Source organism: Pantoea sp. MT58 (genome assembly GCF_014495885.1).
GTDB lineage: Bacteria > Pseudomonadota > Gammaproteobacteria > Enterobacterales > Enterobacteriaceae > Pantoea > Pantoea eucalypti.
Window position 1 is genome coordinate 3,144,038 of sequence record NZ_CP061083.1, and the last position, 17,898, is coordinate 3,161,935.

General features: G+C 56.0%; 19 protein-coding genes. 8 read left to right on the forward strand and 11 right to left on the reverse strand.

The window, feature by feature from the left end; translation table 11 throughout:
• Nucleotides 1-12: 12 nt before the first annotated feature.
• Nucleotides 13-1,377, forward strand: coding sequence for an ethanolamine permease (gene eat / locus IAI47_RS14900; protein WP_008924864.1), 1,365 nt, complete (start codon nt 13-15; stop codon nt 1,375-1,377).
• Nucleotides 1,378-1,461: 84 nt separating this feature from the next.
• On the opposite strand, the gene mak is transcribed toward eat, so the two are convergent.
• Nucleotides 1,462-2,373, reverse strand: a complete 912-nt coding sequence (gene mak, locus IAI47_RS14905; RefSeq protein ID WP_003850052.1) for a fructokinase — start codon at nt 2,371-2,373, stop codon at nt 1,462-1,464.
• 146 nt (nt 2,374-2,519) lie between these two features.
• Between mak and rdgC the strand changes: the two genes are divergently transcribed.
• Together rdgC and IAI47_RS14915 are read left to right on the forward strand one after the other, a co-directional pair.
• Nucleotides 2,520-3,431, forward strand: a complete 912-nt coding sequence (gene rdgC, locus IAI47_RS14910; protein ID WP_003850053.1) for a recombination-associated protein RdgC — start codon at nt 2,520-2,522, stop codon at nt 3,429-3,431.
• Nucleotides 3,432-3,514: 83 nt separating this feature from the next.
• The gene (locus tag IAI47_RS14915; protein WP_008924863.1) at nt 3,515-4,927 is read left to right on the forward strand and encodes a hypothetical protein; all 1,413 of its coding nucleotides are present in this window, start codon (nt 3,515-3,517) and stop codon (nt 4,925-4,927) included.
• A 28-nt stretch (nt 4,928-4,955) separates the two neighbouring features.
• On the opposite strand, the gene ppnP is transcribed toward IAI47_RS14915, so the two are convergent.
• The 3 genes from ppnP to aroL all read right to left on the reverse strand — a co-directional run bounded on the left by ppnP (nt 4,956) and on the right by aroL (nt 6,355).
• A complete protein-coding gene (ppnP, locus tag IAI47_RS14920; protein WP_003850060.1) occupies nt 4,956-5,252 on the reverse strand; it encodes a pyrimidine/purine nucleoside phosphorylase in 297 nt (98 codons plus the stop codon).
• Between the two features lie 275 nt (nt 5,253-5,527).
• Nucleotides 5,528-5,719, reverse strand: a complete 192-nt coding sequence (locus tag IAI47_RS14925; protein WP_003850063.1) for a YaiA family protein — start codon at nt 5,717-5,719, stop codon at nt 5,528-5,530.
• Between the two features lie 111 nt (nt 5,720-5,830).
• The gene (aroL, locus tag IAI47_RS14930; protein WP_008924862.1) at nt 5,831-6,355 is read right to left on the reverse strand and encodes a shikimate kinase AroL; all 525 of its coding nucleotides are present in this window, start codon (nt 6,353-6,355) and stop codon (nt 5,831-5,833) included.
• Nucleotides 6,356-6,670: 315 nt separating this feature from the next.
• Between aroL and IAI47_RS14935 the strand changes: the two genes are divergently transcribed.
• Entirely contained in the window at nt 6,671-7,399 is a 729-nt protein-coding gene (locus tag IAI47_RS14935) for a DUF2076 domain-containing protein (protein ID WP_003850070.1), read from the forward strand.
• Here the strand turns inward: IAI47_RS14935 and IAI47_RS14940 are convergent.
• Entirely contained in the window at nt 7,396-7,851 is a 456-nt protein-coding gene (locus tag IAI47_RS14940) for a YaiI/YqxD family protein (RefSeq protein ID WP_003850071.1), read from the reverse strand. The genes IAI47_RS14935 and IAI47_RS14940 overlap by 4 nt on opposite strands.
• Nucleotides 7,852-8,019: 168 nt before the next feature.
• Here IAI47_RS14940 and proC point away from each other — a divergent pair, with 168 nt between their 5' ends.
• A complete protein-coding gene (gene proC / locus IAI47_RS14945) occupies nt 8,020-8,832 on the forward strand; it encodes a pyrroline-5-carboxylate reductase (RefSeq protein ID WP_003850072.1) in 813 nt (270 codons plus the stop codon).
• Nucleotides 8,833-8,886: 54 nt separating this feature from the next.
• On the opposite strand, the gene IAI47_RS14950 is transcribed toward proC, so the two are convergent.
• The 3 genes from IAI47_RS14950 to iraP form a co-directional block, all read right to left on the reverse strand.
• Complete coding sequence (locus IAI47_RS14950; protein ID WP_008924861.1) at nt 8,887-10,413, reverse strand: FAD-dependent oxidoreductase; 1,527 nt, start codon at nt 10,411-10,413, stop codon at nt 8,887-8,889.
• A 228-nt stretch (nt 10,414-10,641) separates the two neighbouring features.
• On the reverse strand, nt 10,642-10,944 hold the full coding sequence (locus IAI47_RS14955; protein ID WP_003850074.1) for a PsiF family protein: 303 nt from the start codon (nt 10,942-10,944) through the stop codon (nt 10,642-10,644).
• Between the two features lie 112 nt (nt 10,945-11,056).
• Nucleotides 11,057-11,311, reverse strand: a complete 255-nt coding sequence (gene iraP, locus IAI47_RS14960) for an anti-adapter protein IraP (protein ID WP_003850075.1) — start codon at nt 11,309-11,311, stop codon at nt 11,057-11,059.
• Between iraP and IAI47_RS14965 the strand changes: the two genes are divergently transcribed.
• Together IAI47_RS14965 and IAI47_RS14970 are read left to right on the forward strand one after the other, a co-directional pair.
• Entirely contained in the window at nt 11,310-11,501 is a 192-nt protein-coding gene (locus IAI47_RS14965) for a hypothetical protein (protein WP_003850076.1), read from the forward strand. The two genes, iraP and IAI47_RS14965, sit on opposite strands and share 2 nt — an antisense overlap.
• A gap of 399 nt (nt 11,502-11,900) precedes the next feature.
• On the forward strand, nt 11,901-15,035 hold the full coding sequence (locus tag IAI47_RS14970; protein ID WP_008924860.1) for a beta-galactosidase: 3,135 nt from the start codon (nt 11,901-11,903) through the stop codon (nt 15,033-15,035).
• Here IAI47_RS14970 and IAI47_RS14975 read toward each other — a convergent pair.
• Nucleotides 14,920-16,191 (reverse strand): multidrug efflux MFS transporter, encoded by a 1,272-nt coding sequence (locus IAI47_RS14975; protein WP_008924859.1) that lies wholly within the window; start codon nt 16,189-16,191, stop codon nt 14,920-14,922. The two genes, IAI47_RS14970 and IAI47_RS14975, sit on opposite strands and share 116 nt — an antisense overlap.
• Nucleotides 16,192-16,625: 434 nt before the next feature.
• Here IAI47_RS14975 and IAI47_RS14980 point away from each other — a divergent pair, with 434 nt between their 5' ends.
• A complete protein-coding gene (locus tag IAI47_RS14980) occupies nt 16,626-16,877 on the forward strand; it encodes a biofilm development regulator YmgB/AriR family protein (RefSeq protein WP_003850078.1) in 252 nt (83 codons plus the stop codon).
• 13 nt (nt 16,878-16,890) lie between these two features.
• Here IAI47_RS14980 and IAI47_RS14985 read toward each other — a convergent pair whose 3' ends face one another.
• A complete protein-coding gene (locus tag IAI47_RS14985) occupies nt 16,891-17,208 on the reverse strand; it encodes a hypothetical protein (protein ID WP_003850079.1) in 318 nt (105 codons plus the stop codon).
• A 158-nt stretch (nt 17,209-17,366) separates the two neighbouring features.
• On the reverse strand, nt 17,367-17,663 hold the full coding sequence (locus tag IAI47_RS14990; protein ID WP_003850080.1) for an I78 family peptidase inhibitor: 297 nt from the start codon (nt 17,661-17,663) through the stop codon (nt 17,367-17,369).
• Between the last annotated feature and the right edge of the window lie 235 nt (nt 17,664-17,898).

Consider the following 17,898-nt stretch of genomic DNA (forward strand, 5'->3'; position numbering starts at 1 on the left):
GGGGATAACAGTATGACAAACAGACTCAAGCCCACGCTGGGCACCCTGCACCTGTGGGGGATTGCGGTTGGCCTGGTGATCTCAGGCGAATATTTCGGCTGGAGTTACGGCTGGGCTGTGGCAGGCACGCTGGGATTTCTGGTCACTACCGCGCTGATCGCCACACTCTATACCTGCTTTATCTTTAGCTTCACCGAACTGACCACTGCGATCCCTCATGCGGGCGGGCCGTTTGCCTACAGTCGTCGCGCCTTTGGCGAAACCGGCGGACTGATTGCCGGTCTGGCGACGCTGATTGAGTTTGTCTTTGCGCCACCGGCGATCGCCATGGCGATTGGGGCTTATCTCAATGTGCAGTATCCCCAGCTCAACCCAAAAACCGCAGCGGTCGGGGCTTACCTGGTGTTCATGACGCTGAATATTCTGGGTGTAAAACTGGCGGCGATGTTCGAACTGGTTGTCACCGTGCTGGCTGTCATTGAGCTGCTGGTGTTTATGGGCGTGGTCTCACCCGGCTTTAGCCTGGCGAATTTTGCCGCGCACGGCTGGGCAGGCAGCGACACCTTCGGCATGCCCGCCTTCTCCGGTATTTTCGCCGCCATTCCCTTCGCCATCTGGTTCTTCCTTGCCATTGAAGGTGCAGCGATGGCCGCCGAAGAGGCAAAAGATCCCACCCGAACCATTCCCCGCGCCTACATCAGCGGGATTCTGACGCTGGTGGTGCTGGCGATTGGCGTGATGCTGATGGCAGGCGGCGCGGGCGACTGGCGCAAACTCTCGGACATAAACGATCCGCTGCCGCAGGCGATGAAAATGATTGTCGGCGAACACTCTAACTGGATGCATATGCTGGTGTGGATTGGCCTGTTTGGTCTGATTGCCAGCTTCCACGGCATTATTCTCGGCTATTCCCGGCAGTTTTTTGCTCTGGCACGCGCGGGCTATCTGCCGCCTTCTCTGGCAAAACTGTCACGTTTCCAGACCCCGCATCGGGCGATTATTCTCGGTGGCGTACTGGGCATCGCGGCGATTTACAGCGATGGCGTGATTAATCTGCAGGGAATGACGCTGACGGCGGCGATGATCACCATGGCGGTGTTTGGCGCGATTGTGATGTACATCATGAGCATGCTGAGCCTGTTTAAACTCCGCCGCAGCGCGCCGGAAATGCCCCGCAGTTTCCGCGCGCCGGGCTATCCAATTGTTCCGGGCATCGCCCTGCTGCTGTCGGTGGTCTGTCTGCTGGCGATGCTGTGGTTTAACCCGGTGATTGGCGCGCTGTTCTTTGCCATCATGCTGGTCGGCTATATTTACTTCCTCGCCACCAAAGCGCAGCGCGACCGGGCGCCACAGGACACGATGCTGGTTGGCGAATAAACGCGGCGCGGCAGGATGCCGCGCCGGGGGTTACGTTCAGCGCCTGCAATCCAGGCGCTGAACGTCAGCGGATGTGCGGGACACTCAGCCGTTAAGCGGCCAGAGCCACGCCGCACCGCGTACGCCGCTGGAGTCGCCATGCTGCGCCTTCAGCACCGGCGTTTCACACTCCCCGCCAAACACCCACTGCTTCATCAGCACCGGCACGGTCTGATAGAGCCGATCCACATTGCTCATCCCGCCGCCCAGCACGATCACGTCAGGATCGATCAGGTTCACCACCTGCGCCAGCGATTTTGCCAGACGCAGTTCATAGCGGCTCATTGCCAGTTCGGCGATCGGATCCTGCTGCGCCAGCAGCGAGACGATCTCCGCACCTTTGCGATGTACGCCGCTCAGCCGCTGATAGTCGATACCAAAACCGGTGCCTGAAACAAAGGTCTCAATGCAACCCTGCTGCCCGCAATAACAGGGCACTTCCTGACGATAACGCAGCTCATCTTCATCCATCCATGGCAGCGGATTGTGGCCCCACTCACCGGCATTACCGTTGCCACCGATGCGCGATTCACCGTTAATCGCGATACCTGCACCCGATCCGGTACCGATAATCACGGCAAACACCAGCGACTGTCCGGCACCGGCACCGTCGACCGCTTCCGATACGGCCAGGCAATTCGCGTCGTTGGCGATGCGTACTTCCCGGTTCAGCGCCTGAGCCAGATCTTTATCCAGCGGCTGGCCGTTAAGCCAGGTGGAGTTCGCATTCTTCACCCGCTTACTGAAAGGCGAAAGCGAGCCGGGAATGCCCAGGCCGACCGTACCGGTCTCGCCAGTTTTCTGCTCCGCCAGCGTGACCAGATCAACAATTGCCTGCACCGTTGCCTGATAGTCGTCACGCGGGGTATTCACGCGGTGACGGAACAGCTCCTCTCCCTTATCTGACAATGCAATCACTTCTGTCTTGGTGCCACCCAGATCTATGCCTATGCGCAAGGTTACTTCCTCGTTATTCGTTCAGGTGAGAGATACAGTAAAAGGCGGCTGCCTTAAAGGCAATGAAACCACTCCGATGTTTCGCTATCATGCGCGCTGACTCTCGCAGACTTGTGCGCCCGATCGCGCCACGGTAAGGAATCCCGATGTTGTGGTTTAAAAATATGATGGTTTATCGTCTGAATCGTGACATTCCGCTGTCCGCAGATGAGATGGAAAAACAGCTCGACGCCTTCACTTTTTCACCGTGTGGCAGTCAGGATATGAGCAAGACCGGCTGGGTCTCGCCGATGGGTAACCGCAGCGACGCGCTGACCCACGAGAATAAAGGCCAGATTGTGATTTGCGCCCGCAAAGAAGAGAAAATCCTGCCTTCGCCGGTCGTGAAACAGGCGCTGGAAGCAAAAATCGACAAGCTGGAATCTGAGCAGAGCCGCAAGCTCAAAAAGACCGAAAAAGATTCGCTGAAAGATGAAGTGCTGCATAGCCTGCTGCCGCGTGCTTTCAGCCGTTTCAGCCAGACCTATTTGTGGATCGACACGGTCAATAACCTGATTATGGTGGACTGTGCCAGCGCGAAAAAAGCGGAAGATACCCTGGCGCTGCTGCGCAAAAGCCTGGGTTCACTGCCGGTGGTGCCACTGACGCTGGAAAATCCGATTGAACTGACGCTGACCCAATGGGTGCGTTCAGGCGACCTGCCAGCCGGGTTTGCGCTGATGGATGAAGCGGAGCTGAAAGCCCTGCTGGAAGATGGCGGCGTCATCCGCTGCAAGAAACAGGATTTGGTGTGCGATGAGATCGCCAACCATATCGAAGCCGGCAAGGTCGTGACAAAACTGGCACTCGACTGGCAGGAGCGTATTCAGTTCGTGCTGGCCGATGACGGTTCAGTGAAGCGTCTGAAGTTCAGCGACACATTGCGCGACCAGAACGACGATATCGACCGTGAAGATTTCGCGCAGCGCTTTGATGCGGACTTTATTCTGATGACCAGCGAACTGGCGGCACTCACCAGTAATCTGGTGGAAGCGTTAGGCGGCGAAGCCCAGCGTTAAGCATTATCAGGGCGGCGCCGTTCCGCCCTGAAGTTTTGGCATACTTTGTCGATAACCGGGTCTTTGGCAAAGGAATTCCACTTATGTCCCGCTTATTTCGGCACCTGTTTTTATTTTGCACACTGTCGCTTCTTTCACTCTCTGCACGCAGTCAGCCCGCCTCGGATGATCCGCCCAGCGTCAGCCGTTTCGATGCGGTGCGCATCAATGATCGCCTGAATGTGATGGTGGCTATTCCCGGTAAAAACGGGGGCGCAATGCAGGTCTGGCAGGCTTATGATTGCCAAAAACCTTATGCCGAAGCGCTTTACCGCCACATGGTCGATGCAGAAGGCAGCCCACAAGGCCGGTTTTACGGCAATGAATATGGCCGCTACAGCGCACCTCAGCCTGGCTCAAATCAGGATCCGGCTGTTCTGAAAAAAATCTGCGGATTACCCGAAAGGTCAGTGCTATGGGAAAAAATTGAATCTGCTGATAAGTATGGTGCCACGACACTGATTGACATTGCCAGCCTGAAGCGTGAGGCAGAGATATTGCGGGTCCGGGTCGGCACTGATTATGCGGCCAGCGATTTCGATCCACCCTATGATGCGCCCTACAGTCTAAAGGTCGAAAATTACCGTTTTAACTGCGAAACCGGTGTCAGTACACCGTTATCCGCATTTGATATTGATGACAACGGTTACGTAACCGATTCACTGGATGGAGGTCAGCTGGCGCGCCGTAAAACCGCTTTTGATCTGACGCCTCTGCTGCAAAAAACTTTTGCCCAGCTCTGTACGCTGCCAGATGTTAAGAGATTTCATGCACTGGGCCACTTCAGACCCGCTTCGCATAAATCGCCCGGTTCGATGGCACAACAGATGCTACCCGACCTGAATGGCAATCCGGCCTCGGTGCTGGCCGCCGTCCCGCTTGCCCCTGCCCTGCAGCAACAACTGAAAACCCTGGTCCATCCCTGGGCCACACCGCGTTTTCAGCAGCTCAGCTGGGTCGAAAATAGTCGGGAAGGTCGCGTCAGCGTGCATATGGTGGCGGATGACGCTGGATTTATTCGCAAGCTGGAGGATTACGGTATCTGGAAAGTGCAGCGTCTGACGATTGCCAATGATATCCAGCTCGCCTATACCATGTCGATTTCCTATTCCCCTTCGCGGTTAAAACAACTTAGTTCGACGCTGCGTTATCCGCTAACCGCCGGACAGCACTATCAGAACGACGCGGTGAGTGAGAGTAGCGTGGGCAAGGATGAGGACAGTCATCAGCGGGAAACCTGTGCCGTCTCCAGCGGTGGCGACGCGCGAGAGATTAACCCGGCATTTAGCGGACGCTATCTGAAGGTAACCTGTACCATTGCGACAGACAAACAGCCTGTCACCGTCATAGAGAGTGCCTGGCTTGAAGACCTGCGGATTTTAGCGCCACTAAGGGCAAAAACAGGTGATAAACCGATGGGCGCTATCACCCTGAGTTATGTGAAGATTATTCGCTAGAAAAAAGGGCCGCTTAGCGGCCCTTTTTTTAATCTTTATCTTTCAGGTAACGGCAGAGATAGGAACTTGGCTCGCCAACCTGCAGATGAAACTCGCTGTGACCCGGCACATTAAACACCGAACCCGCTTCAAACCATTTCCACTCGGTCTCACCTGGCAGCAACACCTTAAGCGAGCCGCTAACGACGGTCATCTCTTCCGGCTGGCCGGTACCAAATGTGTATTCACCTTCAGACATCACGCCGACGCTGGCACGACCGGTGCTCGCACTGTCAAAACCAATAGATTTAACTTTTCCGTCAAAATACTCACTAACGTTGAGCATAATAGTTCTCCAGAGCACATGTTGTGTGTCTGGCAGTGTAGAAGGGAACCCGCTGATCTGTCACGCGAAATGATGGTCGTTTGTGATCTGTTCCGGCGGGAGAAATCAGACGCGCAGAGCGAAAAAGCGTTAAGCCAGTATTCCAGGCAGCTTTGTTGTGCGTCGGCAAGGGGATGTCGGGAATAAAGAGGCGATGGGCATAACTCAGGCAACGTACTGACAAACGGCGAAATGACGCTGAATATCAGGCTGGCCTCCCTGCCAGCCGCAATGCTTTACTCTTTTTCGACGTCTTCGTAGCGCGCTTTAGCATCGTGCGCTTCTTCTTCCGTCTCATGCTCACTGATTAATGAATTCGGTTTGGGATGATCAGCACGCAATTCATAAAAGGTTACCTTATTACCTTCAGGCCCCTTTTCAACAGTCACAATTTTCGCTTCACGCGGGTACGGCGGTCTGGTAGGCATACTGTGTCCCTCTTGTCTGAACAACATTCCACAGGACAGGCTGCTGCCTGTCATAGGATAAGTATAGACAATGCCATCTGAAGCGGGATCAAAGCGGGAAAAATCTGAGGGTTAGCTGGCGCGCGCCAGAGAAAGTGACAGCAGAATCTCTTCCACCACACACTCCGGTGCCTGCATGGCATTCACCTGATGATGGGCCGCCGCCTGGTAAAGGTGCGCGCGTTCACGCAGCACATCACTCATCTCGTCAGCGATCGGACGTCCGGTTAAGGTCGGACGCTGGGCCGCTTCAGGTTCGCTTTCCAGTCGCTCTGCCAGCACCTCAGGTGATGCACTCAGCCAGATCACCTGCCCATGCTCCTGCATAAAGCGGCAGTTCTCTTCAGCCAGGATCATGCCACCGCCCGTGGCAATGACCGTCCTGGGGGCCGTGACTGCTTTCAGCGACTCCGTTTCACGGGCGCGGAAACCTTCCCAGCCTTCCGCCTCGACAATCTCCGTCACGCTGCGTTGCGTGCTGAGTTGCAGATGGTGATCGGTATCCGTAAAGGCGTAGCCCAGCGCCTGCGATAACGCCTCGCCGACCGTGGTTTTGCCGCAACCGCGAGCGCCAATCAAAAAGATGGGTAGTGACATCAGGGCCGTTCCTCCGCCTGACCGCGCGATGCGGCTGCATGGTTAGCTGATTAATGCGACGCATAATAACTGGAAATTATTATGGCCTCCACCTGTCAGGCATGATTTACGCTTTTTCCTCACATGAACAGCGATAATCTCTCTATTTTCAAGGGGAAATGCATGCACGTTTTGTGCATCAGGTGAGTAACCGGGCGCTAAAAAACGCATAAAACGGCGGCTGAAATGGGCTGGCAATATTTGCTTACCGCCCGGATTTTACTTTTCGTGTTGACGACCCCATATACTGATAACAATCGCCACAGGAGAGTCATCATGCAACGCGAAGAACAACAACTGATTGATGGGCTGTTCAGCCGTCTGAAACAGGCCGAAAGCCAGGCCGTGGCACGCGATGCCGCTGCCGAACAATTGATTAACCAGCATCTTCAGGCGCAGCCAGGCGCGCCTTACTACATGACGCAGGCAATCCTGATTCAGGAAGCGGCGCTGAAAAAACTCAATGAGAAAGTGTCAGCGCTGGAAAGCCAGGTGGCACAGTTGCAGCAACAACAACAGCAGCAGCCTGCACAGAGCAGCGGCGGCTTCCTGTCGGGACTGTTTGGCAGCGGTTCGCGTCAGCAGCCTCCCGTTCAGCAGCCGCAGCAACAGTCGCCGTGGAACAGTGCGCCGCAGCAACCGGCACAGCAGCAGTATGCCCCTGCCCAGGCACCCGCGCCACGCGGCACCGGTTTCCTTGGCGGCGCTCTGCAAACTGCCGTGGGCGTCGCGGGTGGTGTCGTGATGGCCGACATGCTGACCAGCATGTTCCACCATTCACAGCCGGAAGAGATTGTGAATATCATCAATGAGCCGCCGCTGCCGGAGGTGAATGATAATCTCAACACCTTCAACGGTGGCGATGACAATGCCGATAACTTTAACGGCGGTAACGACAGCGCCTTCCTCGACCAGAACACGGGCTGGGACAGCAATTATGCCGACAACAGCGATCTCAACGATTTTGGCGGCAACGATTTCGACGACGACGACAGCTTCGTTTAAGTTGAGCGTTTTTGCTGGGTGAGCCAGCTATCCAGTTCATTCGCAAACTGCTGGCGGTCACGCGGACTCATCGTCGCGGGGCCGCCGGTCTGCACGCCGCTTGACCGCAGCGTATCCATAAAATCACGCATCGTCAGGCGTTCGCGTATCGTCGCCGGTGAGTAACGCTCGCCGCGCGGATTCAGCGCTGCTGCCCCCTTCTCAATCACCTCAGCCGCCAGCGGAATATCGGCGGTGATCACCAGATCGCCGGGCTGACAACGTCTGACAATCTCATTGTCCGCCACATCAAAGCCAGCAGGCACCTGCAGCGTGCGCAGATACGGCGATGGCGGCACGCGCAAAAACTGGTTCGCCACAAAAGTGACCGTGGTCGCGGTACGATCCGCCGCACGGTAGAGCACCTCTTTGATCACATTCGGACAGGCATCGGCATCGACCCAGATAAACATCATGATTCCTTACAGTCAGAGAAGCCTGAGATCTTGCCGGGTTCCTCTTAAATGGCAAATTTAATTTGCGCCACGCTTTCCAGCGCGCTTGCAGCTGACTTGTTATTCGGGCTGGCTGAAGTAAGCTAGCTCACTGAGAAAAACGAATAATGTCCTAAGGAGATGGCGATGCTGGCAAAGAAAATCGGATTTATCGGCGGGGGAAACATGGCGAAAGCCATTATCGGCGGACTGGTCAACAGCGGCAAAATCGCCCCGTCTGATATCTTCGTTTACGATCGCAAAGCTGAGACCAACCAGGCGATGGCAGAGCAGTATGGCATCAACGCAGCAGAGAGCGCGGATGCGCTGGCGCGTGAAGTGGACATCCTGTTCGGCGCAGTAAAACCGAATGTCATTCTGAAAGTATTAAAAGAGCTGGCAGGCAGCCTGAAAAAAGAGGCGCTGGTGGTGTCGATTGCCGCTGGCGTGACGCTGGACTCGCTCTCATCCGTGCTGGGTTACGATCGCAAAATTGTCCGCGCAATGCCGAATACGCCCTCACTGGTGAGCGAAGGCATGACCTCGGTAACGCCTAACGTGCTGGTTGAGCAGGCGGAGATCGACGAAGTCGTGGCGATTTTTGAGAGCTTCGGCAAAGCGGCCGTAGTGGATGAATATCTGATTCACTCTGTGGTCGGCGTGAGCGGTTCTGCACCGGCCTACGTGTTTATGTTTATCGAGGCGATGGCGGATGCAGCCGTACTCGGTGGCATGCCGCGTGCTCAGGCCTATCAGTTTGCTGCGCAGGCGGTGAAAGGCGCGGCGCAGATGGTGCTGACCACCGGTAAACATCCGGCTGAACTCAAAGATATGGTCTGCTCTCCAGGCGGCACCACCATTGAAGCGGTGAAAGTGCTGGAAGAAAAAGGGATGCGCTCGGCAGTGATGGAAGCGATGCAGCAGTGCATGGCGAAGTCAGAGAAACTGAGTCGCAGCTAACCGGTGAGAAAGTGCGCAGGGCGGCCCGTCAGCCTGGTCCGCCCTGCGTGCAGCTTAACTGATTTTCGCCTGACAGCGCGCCACCGCGTCAGAAAGCGTCATGGGATGCTGCATCTGCTGCACCAGCTCAGCGGTCAGCGTATACATACCGCATGAGCAGATCGCCGCCAGTTGCCCCTGCTGACCATAAAACGCCATAAACTTTTTATCCTCCAGCGAACCGATTAGCTGGAATTCATCCCATTCTGCCGCGTGGCCAACATACTCATAACGAGTGCCATACTGGGTCGTCCAGAAGAACGGCACCCGATCAAAAGCGACGTTTTGATCCAGCATATTCCATGCGGCAGTCTGTCCCTGCTGATGTGCAACGCGATAGTGCTCAATACGCAGCGGCCCCTGTGCCGCCGGATAGGTGGCGATATCCCCCGCCACCCAGATATTATCAGCGACCCGCAACTGATCATCCGCCTGCAGGCTGCCATCCTCTGCCAGCGGCAGATCGTGAATAAAGTCGGTGGCCGGTTTAACCCCGGTCGCGAACAGCACAACGGTAGCATCCAGCTTGCGTCCGCCCTTCAGCTGCACGCCATTTACCTTCTGGTCACCCTGCAGCGCTTCGATCTCGCCCTGCACCCACTTCACGCCGTTTTGCTCATGAAGCTGGTAGAAATAGCGACCAATCTGCTCGCCAAACCGTTTAGCAAAAGGCAGTGCCTGGCGGGCAATGACTGTGACGTCAATATCGCGGTTACGCAGTGCCGACGCCAGTTCGGTACCGATAAAACTGTTGCCGATAATCACGATTTTATGGCTGGCATCCACCGCCTGAAGCAGCTCATCGGTCTGCGCTTTGCTGCGCAGCAGATGAACCCCGTCAAGATCGCTGCCCGGCAAATCGGGAAGAACAGGCGTCGCGCCGCTGGCGATCAACAGTTTGTCGAACGCAAGCGTACCGCCATCCCCGAAGATTAACCGCTGCTGCTGTGCATCCAGCCGGCTCACTGTAGCCTGGAGTCGTTCAACGTGCTCCATCACATCCGCTTTCAGCAGCTGCGGCACTTCGTTAATATCCATTTTTCCCGACGGCACAAATTTGGTCAGCGCGGTGCGGTCATAGGGTGCATCTGCTTCACGCTCGACCAGTATCAGGCGGCCTTTAAAACCTTCATGACGCAGACGCCATAGCGCTGCGCTACCCGCCGCGCCGCCACCTAATACCACATAGACCGGTGCATCTGCCCCGCTGCCAATGGGTGCTGCGGGTGACATCGCTTTGGGGTTTATCAGTACCCGGCCCTCTTCAATGCGAAGCGGGTACTGTTTGAGATCGGCTAACGCCAGCGGTTCACACATTTTGCCATCGGCGATATCAAACGCGGCTTTATGCCACGGGCAGACCAGCCGATCGCCGCAAATCGCGCCCTGTTCAAGCGGTGCGCCAGCGTGTGGACATTTCGCCTGAAAAGCACGGACGTTGTCACCGTCGCGAATCAATAATAGATCAACATCGCCGAGCGTCTTTTTAACCGGCTGTCGCTGCGGCAGGTCGTTCAGGTCGACGGTAAATTGATAGTTCACGGCATGGCTCCTTTCACTGTTTCTGGTCTTATGCTGCACGGCAAAAAAGCCCGTTGCGCAATCCCCTACAAACAGTAAGTGTGGCAAAGGAACCGGGAAGCCTGATGAGGAATCTGTTTCAGAAAGATAACCTGCTGTTGTGGCAGGTAATTTAATCGGTGTTGAGGGGGAAGTGAAACCGCATCGGGCAGCAGAGAGAACCGGCCACCTGCGTGGTCGTGGGCATCATCAGCTCTTTTTCAGGCACTGACTCATAAAGGTTTTACGGGCATCGCCTGCCAGTTTTTTATCACCGGCTTCACCGTTACAGCTTTTCATTTTCATCTGCTGCGGCGACATCTGCGACATCTTGCTGTCCTTTTTCAGGCATTCACTCATAAAGGTTTTGCGCGCATCCCCTTTGAGATCCTGTGATTTCGCATGCTGGTTGCACATCGTCATTTTCTCCTGCTGCGGAGTTTTCTCCGCAGCACCTGCCAGCCCGCTGACCAGCAGGCCTGCCATCATCATCGCCATTAAACCGACTTTCATCTTGATAACTCCACAGTGGATTGTCCTCTATTATTCTGGCAGCGAATAAGCAAAGCAGAAAATGTTTGAGGTCAAAGTGATGGGAAGATCCCATTCCCGACCTGTTCCGGGATCAATACTGGCGGGGATGATGGAGCAGCTTTTCAATGTAATTGCGCAGCAGGCGTGCATCGTTATCATCAGCATCAGCCACGTTGTCCATAGCGCTTTCAATGCTGGTGGTGATTGCCAGATGTTGTTGCGGCTCCAGCTTGCGAACCAGCGCAGTGACAACGATCTCCAGTGCTTCAATCTGCGCCATTTGCTCTTTCGCTGTCGCCTCTTTTTCAGCCAGCTTTACCAGTAACTCAGCAATCAGGTTTTTCATGCTGTTGTCTCAGCGGTGGAGAAAAGCTGAAATTATCACCACGCTGGCTAAAAAAACAGAGGGCGACAGCCATTTTTTCAGTGGCTTAGCCCACATTTATCCCATCTGTTCAGCCATTTACGGTTATTTTGCTGGCGAAACGTTTTGCGGGGTTGCACTGCCGCGGTTAAATGTCGCTTGCCTGAAATGAAACAGAGAAGCTTAACGAGGATTTACGAATCCGTGACCCGGCCCGCCACCGTGTGCGCCCCAACCGCCGCCGGGAGGCGGGAAAATACATCCACCTAATGCAGTCACTAATCCCACAACAGCCACCAGCTTATTGATTCGTACCCTATCTACCTCAGAGTGAAAAAATCGGGCTGAGTGTATGAAGCCGCTGGCATGGCGACAAGTGAGATTCCTCTGCTTCAGGCGGCTATTCATCTTTGCTGACCAGACTTAACGTTTTACCGCCAGTATGTCGTCGTATTCTCAACATCCCGGTGAGTTTGTTAACAGGACTATTTGTGTAAATCGGGAGGGTGAACACTTTACAGACTGACGAATTTTGCGCATTGTGAGCGCATTACATTTACAGGATAAAATCATGACTCTCTCTCTGGCTACTTTCAGTGACATCCTCTCCCGGCGCGACTGGGAGAACCCGGTCGTGACCTCGCTGCATCGCCTGGATGCCCATCCGCCATTCGCCAGCTGGCGCGATGAAGCGGCGGCGCGCGATGATCATCCTTCGGCGTCACGGCAATGTCTCAACGGAGAGTGGGGATTTAGTTACTTTGCTCAGCCTGAAGCGGTGCCTGCCAGCTGGTTATTGCAGGATCTGCCGGATGCCAGCACGATTCCGGTCCCGGCTAACTGGCAGATGCACGGCTTCGATGCGCCCATTTACACCAACGTACAATATCCGATTCCCGTTAATCCTCCGCTGGTTCCCGCCGGGAATCCCACCGGATGTTACTCGCTCACATTCACGACTGACACAGCCTGGCTCGATTCGGGACAGACACGCATCATTTTTGACGGCGTAAATTCGGCTTTTCACCTGTGGTGCAATGGGCGCTGGATTGGCTACTCTCAGGACAGCCGCCTGCCCGCCGAATTTGACCTGAGTCCTCATCTGCGACCGGGCAAAAACCGGCTGGCGGTGATGGTGCTGCGCTGGAGCGACGGCAGCTATCTGGAAGATCAGGATATGTGGCGGATGAGCGGCATTTTCCGCGATGTCACATTACTGCATAAACCGCAGGTGCATCTGGCCGACGTTCAGCTGGAAACCCGGCTCAGCCCGGAGTTTACCCGTGCCGAGCTACGCGCCCAGGTCCGCGTCGCCTTACCGCCGGACGCCACCTCGCGCTATCAGCTGCGCCTGACGCTGTGGCAGGGTAAACAGCAGGTTGCGCAGTGTCAGCAGCCGCTGGGCAGCGCGATCATTGACGAACGGGGTCACTATCCTGAACGCGCCCTGCTCAGCCTGCCGGTTGAACAGCCCGCGCTGTGGAGCGCCGAAACGCCCCACCTCTATCGTGCGACGCTGGCGCTGCTGGATGGCGATCAGCAGCTGGTCGAAGTGGAAGCTTACGATGTTGGCTTCCGTCAGGTCACCATCGACAACGGCCTGCTCTGCCTCAACGGCAAACCGCTGCTGATCCGGGGCACCAACCGCCATGAGCACCATCCGGAGCACGGTCAGGTAGTGGATGAGGCGACGATGCGCCGTGACATCGAGCTGATGAAGCAGCACAATTTCAATGCGGTCCGCTGTTCGCACTACCCTAATCATCCGCTCTGGTACCGGTTGTGTGACCAGTACGGGCTTTATGTCGTGGATGAGGCCAATATCGAAACCCACGGCATGCAGCCGATGAACCGGCTCTCCGATGATCCCCGCTGGTTCGCGGCCTACAGCGAACGTGTCACGCGCATGGTGCAGCGCGATCGTAATCACTGCAGCATTATCATCTGGTCGCTGGGCAACGAGTCAGGACATGGCGCCACCCATGACGCGCTCTACCGCTGGGTGAAAAGCAGCGATCCAACCCGTCCGGTGCAGTATGAAGGCGGCGGTGCAGATACCGCCGCAACCGATATTATCTGCCCGATGTATGCCAGGGTTGATGAAGATCAGCCGTTCCCGGCAGTGCCGAAATGGTCGCTTAAGAAGTGGATCGGTCTGCCGGGCGAAACGCGTCCGTTGATCCTGTGTGAATACGCGCATGCCATGGGCAACAGTTTCGGCGGTTTTGCGAAGTACTGGGAGGCCTTCCGTCAGTTCCCGCGACTGCAGGGCGGCTTCGTCTGGGACTGGGTGGATCAAAGCCTGACCCGCCATGATGAACAGGGCAACTCCTGGCAGGCTTACGGCGGTGATTTTGGCGATAAGCCTAACGATCGTCAGTTCTGTATGAACGGGCTGGTGTTTGCCGATCGCACGCCACATCCAGCGCTTTATGAAGCGCAGCGCGCCCAGCAGTTTTATCAGTTTACCGTTGATCCCCGCGATCCGCTGAGCGTTACGATCAGCAGCGACTATCTGTTCCGCCACAGTGACAATGAAGTGCTGCGATGGTCCATTGAGCAGGAAGGAGAGGTGGTGACAGAAGGCGAAATAGTGCTGGATATCACCGCGCAGAGTCAGCAGCGAATCACGCTGCCCACACCGCCCGCGTTATACGGCGAATGCTGGCTGAACGTCGCGATTCATCAGATTAACGCCACACCCTGGAGCGTTGCTGGCTGGCGCGTCGCCTGGCACCAGTGGGCGCTGCCCTCGGCGCTGGCGATGCCATCACAGCCAGAGGCGGCCGAAGCACCTGTGCTGCACAATGATGCCAGTGACATTGTTGTCACTCATCAGCAGCAACGCTGGCATTTTTCACGCCACAGCGGCGAACTGACGCAGTGGTTTGTCAATGAGGAGCCGACGCTGCTCTCCCCTCTTCAGGACTGCTTTATCCGCGCGCCGCTGGACAATGACATCGGCACCAGCGAAGCGGAACGGGTTGATCCTGATGCCTGGGTTGAACGCTGGAAAACGGCGGGTTATGACCAGATGAGCAGCAGTCTGGTATCGATCACGGCGAATACGTTGTCGCAGGCAGTGCAGATTGAGACGCTGCATGGCTGGCTCGCCAACGGTGAGCTCGCGTTCATCAGCCGTAAACGTTATGTGATCAACGCGCAGGGTGAGTTACAGCTGCAGCTGTCGGTTGAGCAGTCGCGCGGATTGCCACCGCCCGCACGCATCGGCTTGCGCTGTGAGCTGGCACACATCCCGCAGCAGGTTAGCTGGCTGGGCCTGGGTCCGCATGAAAACTATCCCGACCGCCAGCTGGCCGCGCAGTTTTCCCGCTGGCAGCTGCCGCTGGATCAGCTATCAACGCCCTACGTTTTCCCCAGCGAGAATGGTCAGCGTGGCGGTACGCGTCAGCTCGACAGCGGCAGCTGGCAGGTCAGCGGCGACTTCGCTTTCTCGCTGAGCCGCTTCAGTCTGGAGCAGCTACGGGAGACTTCACACCGCCACCTGCTGCATCCTGAAACGGGCTGCTGGCTGCATCTGGATGCGTTTCACATGGGCGTTGGCGGCGATGACTCCTGGAGCCCCAGCGTCAGTCCTGAGTTTTTACTGACTCAGCAGCGCTGGCAGGCTGAGCTGACGATTTCTCAGCCAGGGGCAGCTCGGTCTTCGGACGCCGGTAAAAACGCTTCAGAAACAGCACATTAATCAGCACCACCACGGCGGTGGCAAAAAAGACCCAGCGGAAACCTGCCACCGCCGACACCGCAGCCCCCAGTAGCGGGCCTGCGACATTGCCGAGATACATAAACGACTGGTTATAGCCGAAGATTCGTCCGGTGATGTTGTCGCGCGAATGACATACCAGAAGCGTCTGCACCGCAGGCATCATTGCGCCATCGGCGAAGCCCAGCAGAAACCGCAATATCCCCAGCTGTGTCGTGCTGGTCACAAACGACATCGCAACAAACAGCAGCAGCGAGATAACCATTGTCGCCAGCAGGATACGCTGCGTGCCGATGCGATCGCCGAGTCGCCCCAGCCGGGGTGCCGCCAGCAGCGCTGAGACGCCTGGCAGCGCGGCAATCACGCCACTCAGAAAAGCGATATTCTCCGCAGTCGGTGCCAGTTCACGCACAAACAACGTCAGAATCGGGTTCACCGACCCGTTGCACATCTGAATCACCATGGTGGTAAAAAAGAGGCAGAGCATCAGCTTTGGGTTATCCAGCGAGCGGAAAACCTCGCGTCCGCTGAGCTTATCTTTTTTACTGACCGGGATATAACCGGTCTCTTTAATCAGGAACAGCGTCACCAGAAAGCTGACCATCAACAGCACCGCAGTGACAATAAACACCGTACGCAAACCGACCCAGTCGGCCAGCAGCCCGCCCAGCATTGGCCCCAGAATCACCCCGCCAATCTGACCGGTTGAGACACAGCTCAGCGCCCAGCCGCTTCGTTCACGCGGAACCTGAGCCGCCACCAGCGCCATGGCGTTGGGGATATATCCGGAGGTTAGCCCCATCAGGGCACGCAGCAGCAGCAACTGCCAGGCCTCCGTGACAAAAGCCTGCAGCAGGATCACCACGCCCATGCCAAAAGCCGCACGCAGCAGCATCAGTTTACGACCTTTGCGATCGGCCAGGCTGCCCCATAGCGGCGCCACCGCCGCCGAGACCACAAAGGTGATACTGAAGGTAAGACCCGACCAGAGGCTCAGTGATTCGCCACCGGTTACGCCTAGCTGTTCAAGGTAGAGCGGCAGAAACGGGATAATCTGACTAATCGCCAGTCCGGTAAAAAAGCAGCCAAACCAGACCGAGATCAGGTTTATCTTCCAGGGTTCAATAGTGCGTGGCATGAGCAGACGATATAAAGAGAGGGTAGGCTCAGTCTAACGCGCGCATTCTCAGCGTGACCGACAAAACATGGCACAGAGAGTGAAAGAACGGAATCTGCTTTGATTCGGCTCAATTACCGGCACAAATTTCACCGACGCAGGAATTCAGAGTGCGAAGCGCGCGGATGACAGACGGCACTGAAATGCGCTTCTTAAACGCCCCCTCATCAATATGGAAAAATATGTCATTCTGTTACTGACAACCCCGCTCCCCGCTTCTATGTTTAAAAAACCGCCAGCCGTGGCGGTGTGGCGATCATTCTTATCGGTGCGACGTCCTCCGCAAAAAACGGTGCAGACCATCCGGCTACGCTGAGGCAAACCAGCTTATTTCATACAGATACGTCCTTACTCAGCAGTAAGGGGCAGTGGCGTGTTTCAGCGGAGGTGGGGAAATGAGAGTACAACCAAATAGCGCCAGCCGTGCAATCAGTGACTATTTTAAAAGCCCGGCCTGGCGGACACCGCCAGAGTCCGATCTGCTGGCGGTGATCCTGCGTGAAATAATGGAAGCGGGCGAGCCCGCCACCAGTAAAGTGCTGATTGCGCGGGTGATCGATAAACTGGAAGTAGAGGGCGACGAGATGCAGTTGCAACGTTATCGCACCTTGCTGGCTCAGTTGATCGACACGCAGCCGGAGCCGTAAATCAACCCGGCGTCTACTTCACCCAGCGTAACTTATCCGCTTCGCTGACGCTGGCACGTCCGCTGCTGCGCTGAAACAGGCAGAGCTCCCGTCCCCGCTTATTTTTCATGTGCTGCTGCGGGTAGCGTCCCTCCAGCAACAGTGCACTGTAACCTGTGTTGTCGTCATATTCGATCGGTTCGCCCAGCACCCTGACTTTGCTCAGGTGGCTGGCGTTGACGCACGCCTGAACCATCACCTCGCGGCTCTTTTTCCAGGCGTCTTCACTGGACGCATGCGCCAGTGTGCTGCTGAGTAACAACGTGGGCAGAAATGCCACTATGCGTTTCATCTTCTTCTTCGCTCCTGTTCCGGTCCGCGGACGCTAAAAAAATTCCCGCCGGGGCGGGAATAAACAAGACGAGCACTATCTATTGTGTGACGAGGAAGTTTCTCAAACGCGCAGCTATCCTCGCCTGCCGTTATGACAAGCCTATGACATTCTGGCCATTAGCCACAATAAACTGAGCTGATATTGCCATTTTTATCGGCCAGGAAATTAAGCCGGTTGAGATTAAAGTCCATGGTGACGGCTGAATTATAGGGGATCGGACGCACCTGCTGTTCGAAGTGCTGACCCTGCAGTGCGGTCAACGGTTTGCCGATATAGTGTTGAAACTGTGAGGCGCCGCAGCGGTCAGCGTCGGGATCCTGCGCCACACGGGCAGTGTCGGGTTGAGAGGCAGATTGACAGGCGGTTAATGCGAACAGACCGACTACCAGCAGCCCTTTTCCATAAAATCTCACGTTTATTCTCCTGTTGGACGTGTAACACCTTGCCCAAGAGTAGCAAAACGCGCCGGCAGACCTGAACCCTTAAAAGGTAAAGTTGTTACAGCAGGATTAAGCCAACTGCTGGGCAGGCGTCCTTTTGAGATTAATCGCATTTTCAGCCAAAAAAAGCCCCCGTGAATCTCTACACTTTCTTAAGAATTTTCTTACCCAGCCCCGTGGAGGTCATAATGGAACTGATTATTTTTGT